General features: G+C 58.2%; 14 protein-coding genes, 1 tRNA gene and 1 pseudogene. 9 read left to right on the top strand and 7 right to left on the bottom strand.

Annotated elements, in window-relative coordinates; genetic code table 11:
* Positions 1–26: 26 nt before the first annotated feature.
* Entirely contained in the window at positions 27–1,715 is a 1,689-nt protein-coding gene (locus tag BW686_RS07955; protein ID WP_084915793.1) for a DUF1302 domain-containing protein, read from the bottom strand.
* Between the two features lie 398 nt (positions 1,716–2,113).
* Here BW686_RS07955 and BW686_RS07960 point away from each other — a divergent pair, with 398 nt between their 5' ends.
* Complete coding sequence (locus BW686_RS07960) at positions 2,114–3,019, top strand: LysR family transcriptional regulator (RefSeq protein WP_084915794.1); 906 nt, start codon at positions 2,114–2,116, stop codon at positions 3,017–3,019.
* 41 nt (positions 3,020–3,060) lie between these two features.
* Here the strand turns inward: BW686_RS07960 and BW686_RS07965 are convergent, their stop codons facing one another.
* Positions 3,061–3,363 (bottom strand): MarR family winged helix-turn-helix transcriptional regulator, encoded by a 303-nt coding sequence (locus BW686_RS07965; RefSeq protein WP_373270991.1) that lies wholly within the window; start codon positions 3,361–3,363, stop codon positions 3,061–3,063.
* A gap of 241 nt (positions 3,364–3,604) precedes the next feature.
* Between BW686_RS07965 and BW686_RS27425 the strand changes: the two are divergent.
* Positions 3,605–3,730: pseudogene (locus BW686_RS27425) on the top strand (TraI domain-containing protein); the annotation flags it as partial.
* A gap of 278 nt (positions 3,731–4,008) precedes the next feature.
* Here BW686_RS27425 and BW686_RS07975 read toward each other — a convergent pair.
* The 5 genes from BW686_RS07975 to BW686_RS07995 form a co-directional block, all read right to left on the bottom strand.
* Positions 4,009–4,084: transfer RNA gene (locus tag BW686_RS07975), tRNA-Gly, on the bottom strand.
* Positions 4,085–4,150: 66 nt separating this feature from the next.
* Positions 4,151–4,711, bottom strand: a complete 561-nt coding sequence (gene pgsA / locus BW686_RS07980) for a CDP-diacylglycerol--glycerol-3-phosphate 3-phosphatidyltransferase (RefSeq protein WP_084915795.1) — start codon at positions 4,709–4,711, stop codon at positions 4,151–4,153.
* A 32-nt stretch (positions 4,712–4,743) separates the two neighbouring features.
* Entirely contained in the window at positions 4,744–6,567 is a 1,824-nt protein-coding gene (uvrC, locus tag BW686_RS07985; RefSeq protein WP_084915796.1) for an excinuclease ABC subunit UvrC, read from the bottom strand.
* 2 nt (positions 6,568–6,569) lie between these two features.
* A complete protein-coding gene (gene gacA / locus BW686_RS07990) occupies positions 6,570–7,214 on the bottom strand; it encodes a response regulator transcription factor GacA (RefSeq protein WP_179149198.1) in 645 nt (214 codons plus the stop codon).
* 136 nt (positions 7,215–7,350) lie between these two features.
* Complete coding sequence (locus BW686_RS07995) at positions 7,351–7,713, bottom strand: helix-turn-helix domain-containing protein (RefSeq protein ID WP_084915798.1); 363 nt, start codon at positions 7,711–7,713, stop codon at positions 7,351–7,353.
* A gap of 80 nt (positions 7,714–7,793) precedes the next feature.
* Here BW686_RS07995 and BW686_RS08000 point away from each other — a divergent pair, with 80 nt between their 5' ends.
* The 7 genes from BW686_RS08000 to BW686_RS08030 all read left to right on the top strand — a co-directional run bounded on the left by BW686_RS08000 (position 7,794) and on the right by BW686_RS08030 (position 15,953).
* Positions 7,794–8,024 carry a DNA-binding protein gene (locus tag BW686_RS08000; protein ID WP_084915799.1) on the top strand — a complete coding sequence of 77 codons (231 nt, stop codon included), beginning with the start codon at positions 7,794–7,796 and terminating at the stop codon, positions 8,022–8,024.
* Positions 8,025–8,738: 714 nt separating this feature from the next.
* Entirely contained in the window at positions 8,739–9,821 is a 1,083-nt protein-coding gene (locus tag BW686_RS08005; RefSeq protein WP_084915800.1) for a 3-deoxy-7-phosphoheptulonate synthase, read from the top strand.
* Positions 9,822–9,902: 81 nt separating this feature from the next.
* Positions 9,903–10,184, top strand: a complete 282-nt coding sequence (locus BW686_RS08010; RefSeq protein ID WP_084915801.1) for a peptidylprolyl isomerase — start codon at positions 9,903–9,905, stop codon at positions 10,182–10,184.
* 234 nt (positions 10,185–10,418) lie between these two features.
* Positions 10,419–12,287 carry an extracellular solute-binding protein gene (locus tag BW686_RS08015; protein WP_084915802.1) on the top strand — a complete coding sequence of 623 codons (1,869 nt, stop codon included), beginning with the start codon at positions 10,419–10,421 and terminating at the stop codon, positions 12,285–12,287.
* Positions 12,288–13,352 (top strand): microcin C ABC transporter permease YejB, encoded by a 1,065-nt coding sequence (locus BW686_RS08020; RefSeq protein ID WP_084915803.1) that lies wholly within the window; start codon positions 12,288–12,290, stop codon positions 13,350–13,352.
* Entirely contained in the window at positions 13,352–14,374 is a 1,023-nt protein-coding gene (locus BW686_RS08025) for an ABC transporter permease (RefSeq protein WP_084915804.1), read from the top strand. Before BW686_RS08020 ends, BW686_RS08025 begins: the two co-directional genes overlap by 1 nt.
* 1 nt (position 14,375) lies before the next feature.
* Positions 14,376–15,953 (top strand): ABC transporter ATP-binding protein, encoded by a 1,578-nt coding sequence (locus tag BW686_RS08030; protein ID WP_084915805.1) that lies wholly within the window; start codon positions 14,376–14,378, stop codon positions 15,951–15,953.
* The last annotated feature ends 35 nt before the right edge of the window (positions 15,954–15,988 follow it).

The raw sequence follows: 15,988 nt of genomic DNA on the forward strand, positions 1-15,988 counted from the left end.
TTCTTTTATTGTTATTGCACACGCACTCAAAACGAACGTTGGGCGGTCAAGGCAACGAAGTCGCGATCTTTCAGTGGTTGGCCGAAGGTGTTGGCATTACCGGCGTCGAGAAAGTTGTCCGCCCCGCCTATATAACGGGTGTAACTCACACCGACTTTCCACGTTTGCAGGTAATCGCCCTGCACGCCAACCGTGATGTCGCCGCCCTTGTCACCGACCCCGTTGTTGAACTTGGTGATCACCGAAGACTTGCCTTTAGGGTTGTAGCCAATACCCAACGGCACACTCAGGTCGAGTCCTGGATAGACTTGGAAAAAATTCTGCGTAAACGTCATGCGCAGTCCCCAGGCGTCACGCTCGCTGTTGGGATCGAGTGCCTGAGGGTTCTTGGTGATGCTGGTACGCCGGTGCCAGGCGACCTCCGCGGCCAGGTTGGCGGAGTCCCAGATATCGTTGCGCGAAAACGAATAGAGCGTGGAGAGTTGGGCATGCAGTGAGTTGCCTACGGCATACAGCGGATTGCCGGAATTGTCGCCCGCACCGCTGGGGTTTGCCTGAGCCACGCTGACCAGCGGCGTATTGCGCCGTACCGATACTTCACCGGCGACGTTTGCATCGCCGATCGCGGTGCTGAAACTGGCACCGAAAGCGCGAATGGCCTCGCCATACACCAACTGATACTCACCCAATTGCCCGGTCAGGGGGTTGGGGCCGGTGGCGAACGGCCGGGTATATACCATCGGATCCTTGGCGTGGTAACGGATGACATACAGGCCGAAATCAGTATCCCAGTCCTCTGGCGAGAACCGCAATGAAAGTCCGTACTGCCCAGAGTTCCTGGCCTTCTGATCATCGCCCCGGAAGAACGCCAGACGCTGCTGATTGGGACCAATAGGCCCACCGGCAATCAGACGCTCGCCCCCGTCTCCAACCACATCGGAAGTAGAGAAATAACTGCCCACGGCCGGGATAAGATTTTCTTCCCACTCGAACTGGTAATACGCCGCCAGAGACAGGTTGGAACGCAGTTGCAACTGCCCGGAGAACTGGTTGACCGGACGGATCAATTCCTTGAACGGTGTACTCGGCACCGAAGTTGCCTTAATCACATCGACGGGCGCCTGGCCGCCCGCTATGCCGTTGGCCCCGAAAAACAGGCTTTCGCCCCACAGAACGGTATGCCGACCAAGACGGAAGCTGCTCGGTATCTCACCGATTCGGCCCTGACCGAATACGAATGCATCAAGAATTTCAGCCTTGCCGCCATGCAAGCGACGGGTGTCGTCAGTGAACGCGTCACTGGCAACGGAACGCTGGTTGGCGGTGAACGGCGAATCATTGTCGTTACTTTCCTGGTAGACCGTGTCATACCAACCGGCCGCGCTGACACGGGCGCCGAGATTCTTGTAACGCGCATCGAATTCGGACAACAGGTTCAGGCGATTGGAAATCAGCCCCTTATTGAAGTTGCGGTCCGCGTCGTCCTGGTTGACCGAGCTGGTTAGCTTGTCGTCCGCCTCCTTCAAGCGCCAGCCCGCGTTGTATTTGACGGTGTTATCCCAGCGCAAGCGCAGGTCGGGGTTATCGGTTTCAATTTCGAACGCATTGACCTGGGATCCGCTGGCCACACCTATCGCCACTGCAACAGTGGTGGTAAGGCGCGGCAGCCGACTGGCAAACGCGATACAAGTATCGGCACAACGACGATTGAGCATGATTGCGACCTCTCATTATTGTTTTTGTCGTAAAGGGGTAATCAACACCTGTCCGTGACATCGGCATGGGCCGATGCCCTGGGGCAAAGATGAACTCAGGACACCACAGTGCGTGAAAGCGGAAACGGTGGGATGAGATGGCGCCGACCTCGACACGGGAAAACAACTCGGACGATCTCCATGACCCACTCCTGCGTTTTATTTTTATGGGGGATTGATGTTCAAAAAAAGGCGGCATCTCGCGACCGCGGCCTATCGACTGTCCGCTTTTTTCCTCGATTGAACCTGTCGTGTGATGCAATCATAGGTATAAAAAATGGGCCCGAGAAATCGTTTATCCGGACCCAACCTATATAAATTTTTATATTTGAAAGTACCCTTGGAATCGGGAGTCATGCATGCGTTTCCATCACCTTGACCTCAACCTGCTGGTAGCGCTCGACACCTTACTGCGGGAACAGAGCATCACGCGGGCAGCCGAGCGCCTGAACATCAGTCAATCGGCGGCAAGTGGTCATCTGGCCAAACTGCGTGAGTATTTCGACGACGAACTGCTGGTATCGATGGGGCGTAAAATGATACCCACGGCGCTGGCCCAGGACTTGGCCGACCCGGTACGCCTGGTCCTGCTCGATATTCAGTCCAAGATCGTCAACCGCCCAGCCTTTGATCCGGGGACTTGCAGCCGGCATTTCAAGATCATCGCCTCGGACTTCGTCACCACCGCCTTTCTGGCGCCGCTGACTCAATACCTGCAGATGCACGCACCCAATATCTCATTGGATATCCTGCCCAATGGTAACCACTTCAATGAGTTGCTCAGCCAGGGCGAAGTGGACTTCGTGATTATGCCGGGGCAGTATCTGTCTGCCGACCACCCCAAGGAGTTACTGTTCGAAGATCAGTACGACTGCGTGTTGTGGCGGGACAACCCCTTGGTCGGGAAGCGCCTGTCACTTGAGCAATACCTGCAATTGGGGCATGTTGCGGTGAGTTTCGGTAACGCCCGGGCACCCAGCTTCGAGGAAGAGTTCGCCCGCCGCTTCGGCAAGGAGCGGCGTGTGGAAGTCACAACCAGCAACTTCAATACCCTGCCTCACCTGCTGATCGGCACTCACCGGGTGGCCATCATGCAGTCACGGTTATCGAAGCTGTACGCCCAGTTCCTGCCCCTGAAGATTCTGAAAATGCCGGTCAGCATACCGCCGTTGGTCGAGTACATGCAGTGGAACAGCGTCATGGACAAGGACCCTGCGCACCGCTGGATGCGCTGTGCGTTTCGCGAAGTCGCCCAGCAGCATTGAGCGCCCGGCCCTGAGACCCGATCAGTGCATCGGGCATGTCATCAATCCCTGCAATACAGCTTGTGCAGCAGCGTCAGCAACTGCTCGCGCTCCTCGACAGCGAGTACCGCGGTGCTCTCAAGATCGCTCTGCAACGCGATCTTCTGCAGTTGCTGAACCAAATGTTCTCCGGCATTGCTGAGAAACAATCCATAGGAGCGCTTGTCCGGATTACCGCGGATACGCATCGCCAGGCCCCGGCTTTCCAGCTTGTTGATCGTCCGTACAGCCTGGGGTAGTTCGACCACCAGCGCCTTGGCCAGATCGGCCGGCATCAATCCCGGGGACTGCTCGATGATGCTCAGCGCGGTGAATTACGCTGGGCGAATATCGTGCTCTTCGAATGGTTTGCTCAGAGACTGAGTGATATTCATCTGCGTGCGGCGCATCAGATAGCCGACCAGATTACCCAACCCGAGCAAGGCGCTAAAAGCGCCGATTCATTCGCTACAAAATCACTTGATCAGCGGACAGCGTCATCCGGTTCAGCACTAGCTGAAACTCAGCCAGCCGGGTTGCGCAGGCTGCGCTGACTCAGGACGCGCGGTGGCTAGTGAGCAAGGCGGCACCGATAAGCTACGAAGTTATTTGCTGTCGCAATCAATTGAGGGCACTCCCTCATCCAACATCGCAGTGTTCGACGAGCTGCAATCGCATGGAGTGGTTGAGTCTCCGCCGGAAAGCAATGCCGAACGGTCGTATCCGAGAGTGCAATCGCGAGCGCCTGAACAGAGTCAGGGCCAGATGCTCGTCTCGCTATCCAAGCTGCTCCAGCAAAAAACCGATTCAGTGCATATCCAGATCCAAGATCCTCATTCGGGACTTAAATCGGGACTTAAAAGCACTGGATGGAGCTGGATTTCAGTGGTTCTCGCTGGGACGAAAAAAGGGCCTGAAGGCCCTTATTTCAATCACTCACAGAATTCATTGGAAGTCTGTAGCGTAATATTTGGAGCGGGAAACGAGACTCGAACTCGCGACCCCGACCTTGGCAAGGTCGTGCTCTACCAACTGAGCTATTCCCGCATTGTCTTGATGACGGGCGCTATTCTAGCCTTTCAAATAGCGGCGTCAAGCCTTTGATTCAAAAACTTATTTCTTTTCTGCAGTGGTCTTGAGGTGTGGCCACGCAGCCCTGAGGTATTGCACCATCGACCATAGAGTGAGCCCCGCTGCGATCAGCAGCAATGCGTAGCCGAGAATCACCCAGACGGTAATGGCCGGCGGATTGCCCAGCAGAATGACCAGCGCCAGCATTTGCGCGGCGGTTTTCCATTTGCCCATGTTGGAAACGGCGACCTGCGCGCGTGCGCCTATTTCCGCCATCCATTCACGGAGCGCGGAAATCACGATTTCGCGACCGATGATCACTGCCGCAGGCAGCGTCAACCAGAGGTTGGCATGCGCTTGAACCAGCAGCACCAGTGCAACCGCCACCATCAGTTTGTCTGCCACCGGATCAAGAAAGGCGCCAAACGGCGTGCTTTGCTCAAGACGGCGTGCCAGATACCCGTCGAGCCAGTCGGTCGCCGCGGCGAACGCAAAGACTGCACTGGCCGCCATGTAGCTCCAGTGATAAGGCATGTAGAACAGCAGAATGAAGATCGGAATCAGTAAGACGCGTAATACGGTGATCAGATTAGGGATATTCATCGGCACAACTGGCTACGAGGTGAGCGGGCATTCTACTCGCTGTGCAGGTTTGCATAAATCGACTCTGCCAGCTTTTTACTGATTCCGGGTGCTTTTGCGATTTCATCGATGCTTGCACGGGACAATTCCTGTAATCCGCCGAAGTGTTTGAGCAGGTCTCGACGCCGGGTCGGCCCGACGCAGGCAACGCCCTCAAGGGTCGATGTGCGCCGGGTTTTGCCACGACGTGCGCGGTGACCGGTGATTGCGAAGCGGTGGGCCTCGTCGCGAATCTGCTGAATAAGGTGCAGCGCCGGAGAATCACCGGGCAGCGTGAACTCGTGCGCGGCGTCATTCAGATAAAGCGTTTCAAAACCGGCCTTGCGCGTAGTGCCCTTGGCCACGCCCAGCAGGATCAGGTCCGGGACCTGAAGCTCGTTGAGCACATCGCGCGCCATCGACATCTGCCCCTTGCCGCCGTCCACCAGCAGCACATCGGGCAACTTGCCCTCCCCGGCTTTTATGCGGCTGTAGCGCCGGGTCAACGCTTGGTGCATGGCGGCGTAGTCATCACCTGCGGTCACGCCTTCGATATTGAAACGGCGATAGTCGGACTTTATCGGCCCCTCAGGCCCGAATACCACACAGGATGCGACCGTCGCCTCGCCACTGGAGTGGCTGATGTCATAGCACTCGAGGCGCATGGGCGGTTCATCGAGATTGAGGACAACAGCCAGCGCTTCGAAGCGCGAAGCGACGTGTTGACGATTGGCCAGACGCGCTGCCAGCGCCTGCTCGGCATTGGTGACAGCCATTTGCTGCCAGCGGGCACGAGTACCGCGCACCCGATGGCTGATGACCATTTCAACACCGCGCAGCTCTTCGATGGCATCGATCAAGGCGGGAAAATCTTCGTTGACCACGTTGACAATGACTTCGCCAGGAAGCTCCCGGTCGATTCCGCCAAGAAAGTACTGGGCCAGGAACGCCGACATCACTTCGCCGACCTCCTCTTCTATGCCCACCTGCGGGAAGAAGTTCTTGCTGCCCAGCACCCTGCCGCCGCGTACGCTGATCAGATGCACGCAGGCACCACCGGGGTTCACGAACGCGGCGACCACGTCGACATCGCCCGTCCCGCCGTCCATGCTTTGCTGGTCCTGGACACGGCGCATCAGCGCCACCTGATCGCGAAGCTCGGCAGCACGTTCGAAATCCAGCGCCATCGCGGCTTTTTCCATCGAGGCGTTCAGCTCATCGCTCAGCGCGTTGCTGCGACCTTCCAGAAACATCACTGAGTGACGCACGTCTTCGGCGTAGACCTGCGGCTCGACAAGGCCGACACAAGGCCCTTTGCAGCGTTTGATCTGGTATTGAAGACAGGGCCGGGTACGGTTCTTGAAATAACTGTCCTCGCACTGGCGGACCTGAAAGGTCTTCTGCAACAGGCTGAGGCTTTCGCGAATCGCGCCCGCACTCGGGTAAGGCCCGAAATACCGGCCCTTGGCCTTTTTGGCACCCCGGTGGATGCTCAGCCGCGGAAACGCGCTGTCGGACAGAAACACATAGGGGTAGGACTTATCGTCACGCAGCAGGATGTTGTAGGGCGGTCGCCACTCTTTGATGAGTGTCTGCTCCAGCAACAACGCCTCGGTCTCATTGCCCGTAATCGTGGTTTCGATCTGAGCAATGCGTGCCACCAGCGCACCGGTCTTGGGCGCGTGCCCGGTCTTGCGAAAGTAACTGGCAAGACGCTTTTTGAGGTTCTTTGCCTTGCCGACGTAAAGCAGCATGGCGTCGGCATCGAACATGCGGTAGACGCCGGGGCGACCGCTACAGGTCGCGAGAAAAGCACTGGGGTCAAATGTATGGGTCATGTTCAGGCGCTGGCATCCACCATGCCGTGGCGTACAGCAAGCAAAGCCAGTTCGACATCGCTGCTGATCGAAAGCTTTTCAAAGATACGGTATCGGTAGGTGTTCACGGTTTTTGGCGACAGGCAAAGCTTGTCCGAAATGGTCTGGACTTTCTGGCAGCCGACAATCATCAAGGCGATCTGGATCTCGCGCTCAGACAAAAGATCGAATGGCGAGTTGTTGACCTGCGGCTGAAACGATTTCAACGCAAGCTGCTGGGCAATCTGCGGGCTGATGTAACGCTGACCGGCGAAAACCAGCCGGATGGCCTGAACCATCTCCGCCAGCCCTGCGCCCTTGGTCATGCAACCCGCAGCACCCGCCTGCAGCAAGCGAGTCGGAAACGGGTCCTCTTCACAGACGGTCACGGCGACGACCTTGATGTCCGGGTGGCTGCGCAACATCTTGCGAGTCGCTTCCAGGCCACCGATACCCGGCATCTTGACGTCCATCAGCACCACATCGGGTTTGAGTTCCCTGGCTTTTTTCAGGGACTCTTCACCGGAATCGGCCTGACCGACAACCTGCAGACCTTCTATGTCGGCCAGCATGCGCGTGATGCCTGTCCGCACAAGATCATGGTCATCGACAACTAGCACCTTAATCAAGCAGACACCTCGCGCAACGGTCATAACGAATGCCAATCACCATAACAAAAACAGTGAGGGAGACCTAGCACTGCGAACTCCGACACTCGACAATCTGACAATGACGCGCACCGCGCCCCTGCAAAAGCCTCTCGCCTCAACTGCCCGGAGAGAGTTTTTCCGGCGTCACACGAAAACCGGCATGCTCGGCAATGGTCGTGGTCAGGCGCCTTATTGCATCCTGATCTTCTTTTTCCAGCACCCGGTAGTTGCCCAGAATCTTTTCCTCGATGACGCTTAGATTATCAATCGGCACAGGCGTGTGCGTGCCGGTCAGCACATAAAGTACATCTACACCCTTGGCCGCAACGGCAGCCAGGTAATCAGCCTTTGGAGCACGGTCGCCGTTCTCGTACTTGCCTTGCGCATTCGCTTCAACGCCCCCGATTTCACCGAAGGTGCGTTGAGAAAGTCCCAGACGTTCTCTTTCTTTCCTTAGTCGGTATCCGATTCCACTCATTTGAATGTATAACCCTGTTGACACACCCTGACGGGTGGTAGAACCCAGCTGAATTAAACTGATTTGAACGGTTTTAAACTATGCCCGGAATACGCACCGCAGCACAAGCCAAGGCCTGGCTTGAACAACAGGGCAAATCTGTTCAGGAATTCGCTCGTGAAAACGGTATTGATCGGGCGACAACTTACCAGGTGCTGGCAGGCCGCAAGAAAGGCAGGCGCGGCGAAGCGCATAAAGTGGCGGTAGTGCTGGGCATGAAGAACGGGATTATCCCGACTGCAGAACCCCGGCAGAAAGAAGGCAACGAGTGACGGTCATTCATCTCATCAAGTGGAAGCTGACGGGCACAACGCTTCCAGCGGTATAAACAGGCTGGCAAGATACCTTGTTCCGCCCCCTCCTGTCATCCACCATCGGGCAGTTCGTCTGCCAGGCGTCGGTTCCTTTCCAAGGTCGAATTGATGAGCATGATTGAATTTCTTCATTGAACGCGCCTCAGGTCCTGAAGTAAGCTTCAGCACATTCAACGGAGACACACCATGCTGCAATCCATCTCGCCTGTGCTTCAAGTTCCTGCCGGCATCCTTTGCCTGGTCAGTGCTGTGGCCGTGCGGATTGCGTCGCTGAGCCCGCGTCTTCAGCTTGACTCCTACTATGGGTATTGGTTTAGCCACTGGCGCGCCTGATACCCATCCGGCGCCCACTTGAAGGGGACGCCAACCAGAGAATTCTCTAACCCCCGGTCGGCTTCCCGATCGGGGGTTTTGTTTTTCAGGCTCGACACTTTTTAACGCTTCATAAAAATCACGCTACCTACCGAGGATCACCCCATGAACTACGCCACTTATTACCGCAACGACATCGACTTCGCCTGGCGATTTAGCCACCTCCGTTCGGGACAGCCTGCCGCCTCCGTCCGGTCACTGCCAGGTGGCAACCCTAAACGCCCGGCCCACACGGCCCTTTGTCGAACACCCCGATAGGGTTCGCGCGGGATTGCCCCGCCAACCCAGGAAGACTGAAAAATGAATTCGTCCGTTGCCGTAACACCGTCCGACCTGTCCAGCCATGCACTGACACTGCCGGACAGCAGCCCCACCTCAAAACGCCTGCCGAGCACCCTCGAATTGAAGATGCGGCTACCGCTGACTGCGGAGCTGACGGTACAGGTCGCTGCACACCGTCGTGCCGTACGGGCCATTCTCAATGGCGAAGACTCCCGGCTGCTGATTATCGTAGGCCCCTGCTCCCTCCACGACCCGCAATCTGCTCGCGAATACGCCGAGCGCCTGGCCAGTCTGGCGGCAGAAGTCAGTGATCAGATGCTGCTGGTGATGCGCGCCTACGTTGAAAAACCCCGCACCACTGTCGGCTGGAAGGGTCTGGCCTATGACCCGCACCTGGACGGCAGCGATGACATGGCTGGTGGCCTGGCGCTGTCCCGCCAGTTGATGTGTGAAATACTTGGCATGGGCCTGCCGATTGCCACCGAAATACTCCAGCCAATGGCTGCAGGCTATTTTGACGACCTGGTTGGCTGGGTAGCGATTGGCGCGCGCACCACCGAATCCCAGATCCACCGGGAAATGGCCAGCGGCCTGCCCATGCCGGTGGGCTTCAAGAACGGCACCGATGGCGGCGTGGCCGTGGCCAGCGACGCCATGCGTTCAGCCGCGCACCCGCATCGACATTTTGGCATGGACCCTCACGGGCACCCTGCAATCATCGAGACCCAGGGAAATCCGGACACACACATTGTGCTGCGTGGCGGGCATGGCGGCCCTAATCACGACCGCCAGAGCGTTGCCCAAGTGCAGGCCAGCCTGAGCAAAAACGGGATCACGTCACGGATCATGGTGGATTGCAGCCACGCCAACAGTGGCAAGGACCCGGCACGGCAGCCCCACGTATTCAACGATGTTCTCGAGCAGCGCCTGTCGGGCAACTCATCATTGATCGGCATGATGATCGAAAGCCATGTGTTCGACGGCTGCCAGCCAATGAGCGAGACGCTGAAATACGGAGTGTCTGTCACGGACGGCTGCCTGGGCTGGACAGCCACCGAGCAATTGCTGCGCGACGCGGTTGACCGCCTGCGCTACCGATAGGCATGGCGAAGGAACTTTGTCAGGAAATACCGCACTGAATCCGGTACGCTGTTTCTTTTTTTTCACAGGAGGTTATTACCCATGGCTAAAGCCACTGCCCGCCACATCCTTGTTTCGAGCGAAGAGAAGTGCAACGAACTCAAGACCCAGATCCAAGGCGGCGCTGATTTCGCAGAAATCGCCAAGGCCAATTCCAGCTGCCCGTCCAGCCGTCAAGGCGGCGATCTGGGTACGTTCGGTCCAGGCCAGATGGTCAAGGAATTCGACACCGTCGTATTCAGCGCACCGGTCAACACTGTTCAGGGTCCGGTAAAAACCCAGTTCGGCTACCACCTGCTTGAAGTAACCAGCCGTCAGGACTGATCCTGCCGCGTTGAGTGCAAAACGGCTCATCTTCGGATGGGCCGTTTTCGTTTATGACCGTTGTATGATCCTTGATACAGCACCTGCCGACACTGGCTTGGCGAAACAGCCATTTATCTGTAGAAGATACCGCGACACCGAGGCTTTGCCCCTGTATGAATGCCCTCATGTGTTTGATCGCCCGTCGCCTTTAACCCTGATATTCGCTTGCGGACGTCACTCAGGATCCGAGTCATGCGTTTTGCCTGTTCATCATTGCTCGCTGTGACGCTGACCCTGTTCGGCGCTGTACCTTCCCTGTCCGCCGCACCGCAACATGCATTGACCGTGTATGGCGAGGCGCCGCGCTATGCAGCAGACTTCACGCATTTCGATTACGTGAACCCGCAGGCCCCCAAAGGCGGCAGCATGCGTCGCTCAGCCATCGAAATCGGTCAGTACGATCACCTGATGCCGTTCACCGACAAAGGCATGGGCGTATCGCAGATCAACGGCATGCTCTACGCGCCCCTGGCCGTGCGTTCGCTGGATGAGCCGTACACGGTGTATGGCCTGGTGGCCGAGAAAATGGAGCGTGGTGAAGACGGCCTGTCGTTGCGGTTTTATCTGAACCCGAAGGCACGTTTCACCGACGGCACGCCGGTCACTGCCAATGACGTCAGGTACACCTATGACCTGCTGATGACTCAAGGCAGTCTGCAGTACCGGACCCAGTTCGAGGCGGTCAAGGCCGTAGAGGTCGAATCGGCGACGCAGATTCGTTTCGACTTCAAGGACAGCGACAATCGCACCCTGCCCCTTGATCTGGCGTCATTGCCGGTATTCCCCGAGCACTGGTGGAAATCCCGCGACTTTGCCAGTGGCGCAGGGTTTGAGGTACCACCGGGCAGCGGCCCCTATACCATCAGCCGTGTCGATCCAGGTCGCACCATCACCTTTGAACGCAACCCCGACTGGTGGGGCAAGGACCTGCCGGTGAGCAAAGGCATGTACAACTTCGACAAATTCAGTGTCGAGTATTTCGGCGATATCGACGTGGCACGTACGGTGCTCAAAGGCGGAGCCTACGATTACAACCGGGAATTTTCAGCAACCGGCTATTCGATCCGCTATGACGGCCCGGCGCTCAGCGACGGACGACTGCAGAAGGCGCAACTGGCCAAAGGCGCGATACAGAGTTCACAGGGCTTCGTGTTCAACCTGAGCCGGCCGATGTTTCAGGACCGCCGCGTGCGCCAGGCACTGTCGATGCTCTGGGACTTCGAGTGGACCAACCGGCAGATGATGCGCAACATGTACATCCGTCAGGACAGCTACTTCTCGAACTCTGAACTGGCTGCCAGCCAACCGCCCACACCCGCTGAACGTGCCATCCTCGAACCTTTGCGTGGCCAGGTTCCCGACGAGGTATTCAGCACTGTGTTCAAAACGCCGAAGACCGATGGCACAGGCTTTATTCGCGATAAACAACTGCAAGCCCTGGCACTGATGAAGGAAGCCGGCTGGACACCGAAAGGCGATGAACTGGTCAATGCTCGGGGCGAACCGTTCAGCTTCACGTTTCTCAATGCCCAGACAGGTTTCGAGCGCATGCTGCTGCCCTACAAGCGCACCCTGGCGCAGATCGGCATCCACTTCGATATTCGCCGCATTGACGCTGCGCAGTACCTGAACCGCCTGATGGCGCGCGATTACGACATGATCGTGGCTGGCTACCCGGTGTCCACATCCCCTGGGGCCGAGCTGTACAACAGTTTCGGTTCGAAAGTGGCAATGGACCCCGGCTCCGGCAACTACATGGCACTGCAGGACCCCGCCGTCGATACCTTGATTGCGGGCCTGCTCAAAGCCGACAGCAAGCAGACCATGACCGACTATGCGCATTGCCTGGACCGGGTGCTGCAATGGAACTACTACTGGATTCCCAACTATTATCCGCCAGGCTCTTCGACCGTCTGGTGGAACCGTTTCGGCATTCCGAAAATCCAGGCCAGCAACAGCGAAGCCATCGAAACCTGGTGGGAAATCAGCCCGACACCGCTGACCAACGAGCAGTTCGCCGAAAAGCGCGGCGCCTCGGCCCTTGCTTCGGAGATGCAGTAAATGCTCGGTTACATCGTGCGGCGGCTGCTGCTTATCATCCCTACTCTGCTGTGCATTTTGCTGGTCAACTTCTTCATCGTTCAGGCGGCTCCGGGAGGCCCGGTCGAACAGGCCATCGCACGCTTGCAGGGGGTTGGCGGTGCAACCGCGAGCGCCGGAGCGAGCGAGTCGGCCAGCGCCGGACACTCCAGAGCATCACGAGGCCTCGACCCCGAACTGATCAAGCAGATCGAACGCCAATACGGCTTCGACAAGCCTTTGCATGAGCGCCTCTGGCTGATGCTGAAAAACTACGCACGGCTGGATTTCGGCACCAGTTTCTTTCGCGGTGCCACCGTGACCGATCTCATTCTGCAAAAGATGCCAGTGTCCATCTCGCTGGGGCTTTGGGCGACGCTACTGACCTACCTTGTGTCAATCCCGCTGGGTATTCGCAAAGCGGTCAGGCACGGCAGCCAGTTCGATATCTGGAGCAGCACCGCGATCATCATCGGCTACGCCACGCCGGCCTTTCTGTTCGCCATGCTGCTGGTGGTGGTATTTTGCGGCGGCACGTCCCTGAACTGGTTTCCGGTGCGCGGACTGGTCTCGGACAACTTCGATCAAATGACCACCGTCGGCAAGATCGCCGACTATTTCTGGCACCTGGTGCTACCGGTTTCCGCACTCGTCATTGGCGGGTTCGCGACACTCACCCTGCTGACGAAAAACTCTTTTCTCAACGAAATTACCCGCCAGTACGTGACCACGGCGCGCGCCAAAGGCATGAGCGAGCGGCGCGTGCTTTACGGGCATGTTTTCCGTAATGCCATGCTGCTGGTGGTTTCCGGCATTCCGCAGGCGTTCATCAGCGTGTTTTTTGCCGGATCGCTGCTGATCGAAGTGATTTTCTCGCTCGACGGCCTGGGCCGCATGAGTTACGAAGCGGCCGTCTCGCGGGATTACCCGGTGGTGTTCGGCTCACTGTTCATCTTCACGGTCTTCGGCCTGCTGATAAAACTGATCGGTGATATCTGTTACACGCTCGTCGACCCGCGAATCGACTTCAGCGCGAGGAATGCCTGATGCGCACCCTCTCTCCGCTGGCACGTCGCCGTCTTGAACGTTTTCGCAGCAATCGCCGCGGCTGGTGGTCGTTATGGCTGTTTTGCGGGCTGTTCGCTCTGAGCCTGGGCGGCGAACTGATCGCCAACGACAAACCGCTGCTGGTCAGCTATCAGCACTCGCTCTACTTCCCGGTGTTCAAGCGCTACACCGAGCAACAGTTTGGCGGCGAGCTGCCCTTCCAGCCGGATTACCGCAGCGACTATGTGCGCAAACTGATCGCCAAGGGTGACGGCTGGATGATGTTTCCGCCCATCCCGTTCAGTGACGACACGCCCAACTATGAACTGACCACCCCCGCGCCCAGCCCGCCCTCGGCGAGCAACTGGCTGGGCACTGACGATCAGGCGCGTGATGTGCTGGCCCGGGTCATCTTCGGTGCGCGCATTTCGATTCTGTTTGCATTGGTCCTGACCGTCATCAGCGCGTTGATCGGCATCGCCGCTGGCGCGCTGCAAGGCTATTACGGTGGCTGGGTGGACCTGTTCGGCCAGCGGCTGCTCGAAGTCTGGTCAGGGTTACCGGTGCTGTACCTGCTGATCATTCTGTCCGGCTTTGTCGAGCCTGATTTCTGGTGGCTGCTGGGCATCATGGCGCTGTTCTCCTGGCTCACGCTGGTCGACGTGGTGCGTGCCGAGTTCCTGCGGGGCCGTAACCTGGAATACGTCAAGGCCGCGCGCGCACTGGGCCTCGGGGACCGAAAAGTCATTCTGCGGCACATCCTGCCCAATGCCATGAACGCAACATTGAGCTACCTGCCGTTCATCCTGACCGGTGCCATCTCGACCCTGACTGCGCTGGATTTTCTCGGTTTCGGCATGCCGGCGGGCAGCGCTTCGCTGGGCGAACTCATCGCTCAGGGCAAGCAGAACCTGCAAGCGCCCTGGCTGGGCCTGACGGCGTTTTTCGCCCTCGCGCTGATTCTTACCCTGCTGGTATTCATAGGCGAGGCACTGCGTGATGCCTTCGACCCGAGGTCCTGACATGCCGGAAACCCTGATCGAAATACGCGACCTCTGCGTCGCCTTCAACGGGCAAAACGTGGTCAGCCACCTGAGCCTGGATGTTCGGCGTGGAGAATGCCTGGCGCTGGTCGGCGAATCGGGCTCGGGTAAATCCGTCACCGCCCACTCGATCCTGCAGCTCTTGCCGCGCAATGGCACGCAGACCACCGGCAGCATCACTTACCGCGGGCAACAATTGGTCGGCGCGGATGATCGTACCCTGCGCGAATTGCGTGGCAATCGGATCGCCATGATCTTCCAGGAACCCATGACGTCTCTGAACCCGCTGCACAGCGTGTCGCGACAGATCGGTGAGACGTTGTTGCTGCATCGCGGGATCAGCGGTCGTGAGGCCCGGAAACGGATTGTCGAATTACTGGAGCTGGTCGGCATTCAACAGCCGGAAAAACGCCTGAAAGCCTACCCGCATGAACTGTCCGGCGGTCAGCGCCAGCGAGTGATGATCGCGATGGCACTGGCCTGCGAGCCGGAACTGCTGATCGCCGACGAACCGACCACAGCGCTGGACGTGACCGTGCAGCGCAAGATTCTCCTGCTGCTCAAGGAATTGCAGCAACGCCTGAACATGTCGCTGCTGCTGATCAGCCATGATCTGAACCTGGTTCACAGCGTGGCGCAGCGGGTGTGTGTGATGCGCGCCGGCGAGATTGTCGAGCAGTCGGATTGCAAATTGCTGTTCAAGTCACCACAGCATCCCTACAGCCGGCTGCTGCTGGACGCCGAGCCTGCCGGCGAACCACTGCCCCGCGACACGCGGGAAACGGTGCTGCAGGTCGATCACCTGAAGGTCTGGTTTTCCCTCACCGGGGGCATTTTACGGCGGCATCAGGAGTACCTGAAAGCGGTGGACGACGTCAGCCTGAGTATCGAGCGTGGCAAGACGCTGGGCATCGTCGGCGAATCGGGCTCCGGCAAATCGACGTTGGGCCAGGCGATCCTGCGCCTGCTGGAATCGCAAGGCAGCATCCGCTTTCGAGGCCAGGCGCTGGACGGGCTCAGCCAGAAACAGATGCGGCCGTGGCGCAAAGAGATGCAGGTGGTTTTCCAGGACCCTTACGGCAGCCTAAGCCCGCGTATGTCCGTGGCGCAAATCATCAGCGAAGGGCTTGAGGTACACAGCCGTCTGGACTCTGCACAGTGCGACGCCGAAGTGATTCGCGCACTGGAAGAAGTCGGCCTCGACCCACAAAGCCGCCATCGCTATCCCCATGAGTTTTCCGGAGGGCAGCGCCAACGCATCGCCATTGCACGGGCCTTGGTGCTGAAACCTGCGCTCATCCTGCTTGACGAACCCACCTCGGCCCTGGACCGCACCGTACAGAAACAGGTCGTCGCACTGCTGCGCGACCTTCAGCAAAAGCACGGCCTGACTTACCTGTTCATCAGCCACGACCTGGCGGTGGTCAAGGCTCTGGCCCATGACATCATCGTCGTCAAGGACGGCAAGGTGATCGAGCGAGGCGCCAGTCACGATGTGTTCGAGTCACCGCAACATCCCTACACACGCGAACTGCTGGCCGCTGCGCACCCTGGCTAAACCGGTGTGCAGCGGAGCGCAGGTGCGAACGTGTT

This window comes from Pseudomonas syringae (assembly GCF_002157375.1).
GTDB classification, from domain to species: domain Bacteria; phylum Pseudomonadota; class Gammaproteobacteria; order Pseudomonadales; family Pseudomonadaceae; genus Aquipseudomonas; species Aquipseudomonas syringae_T.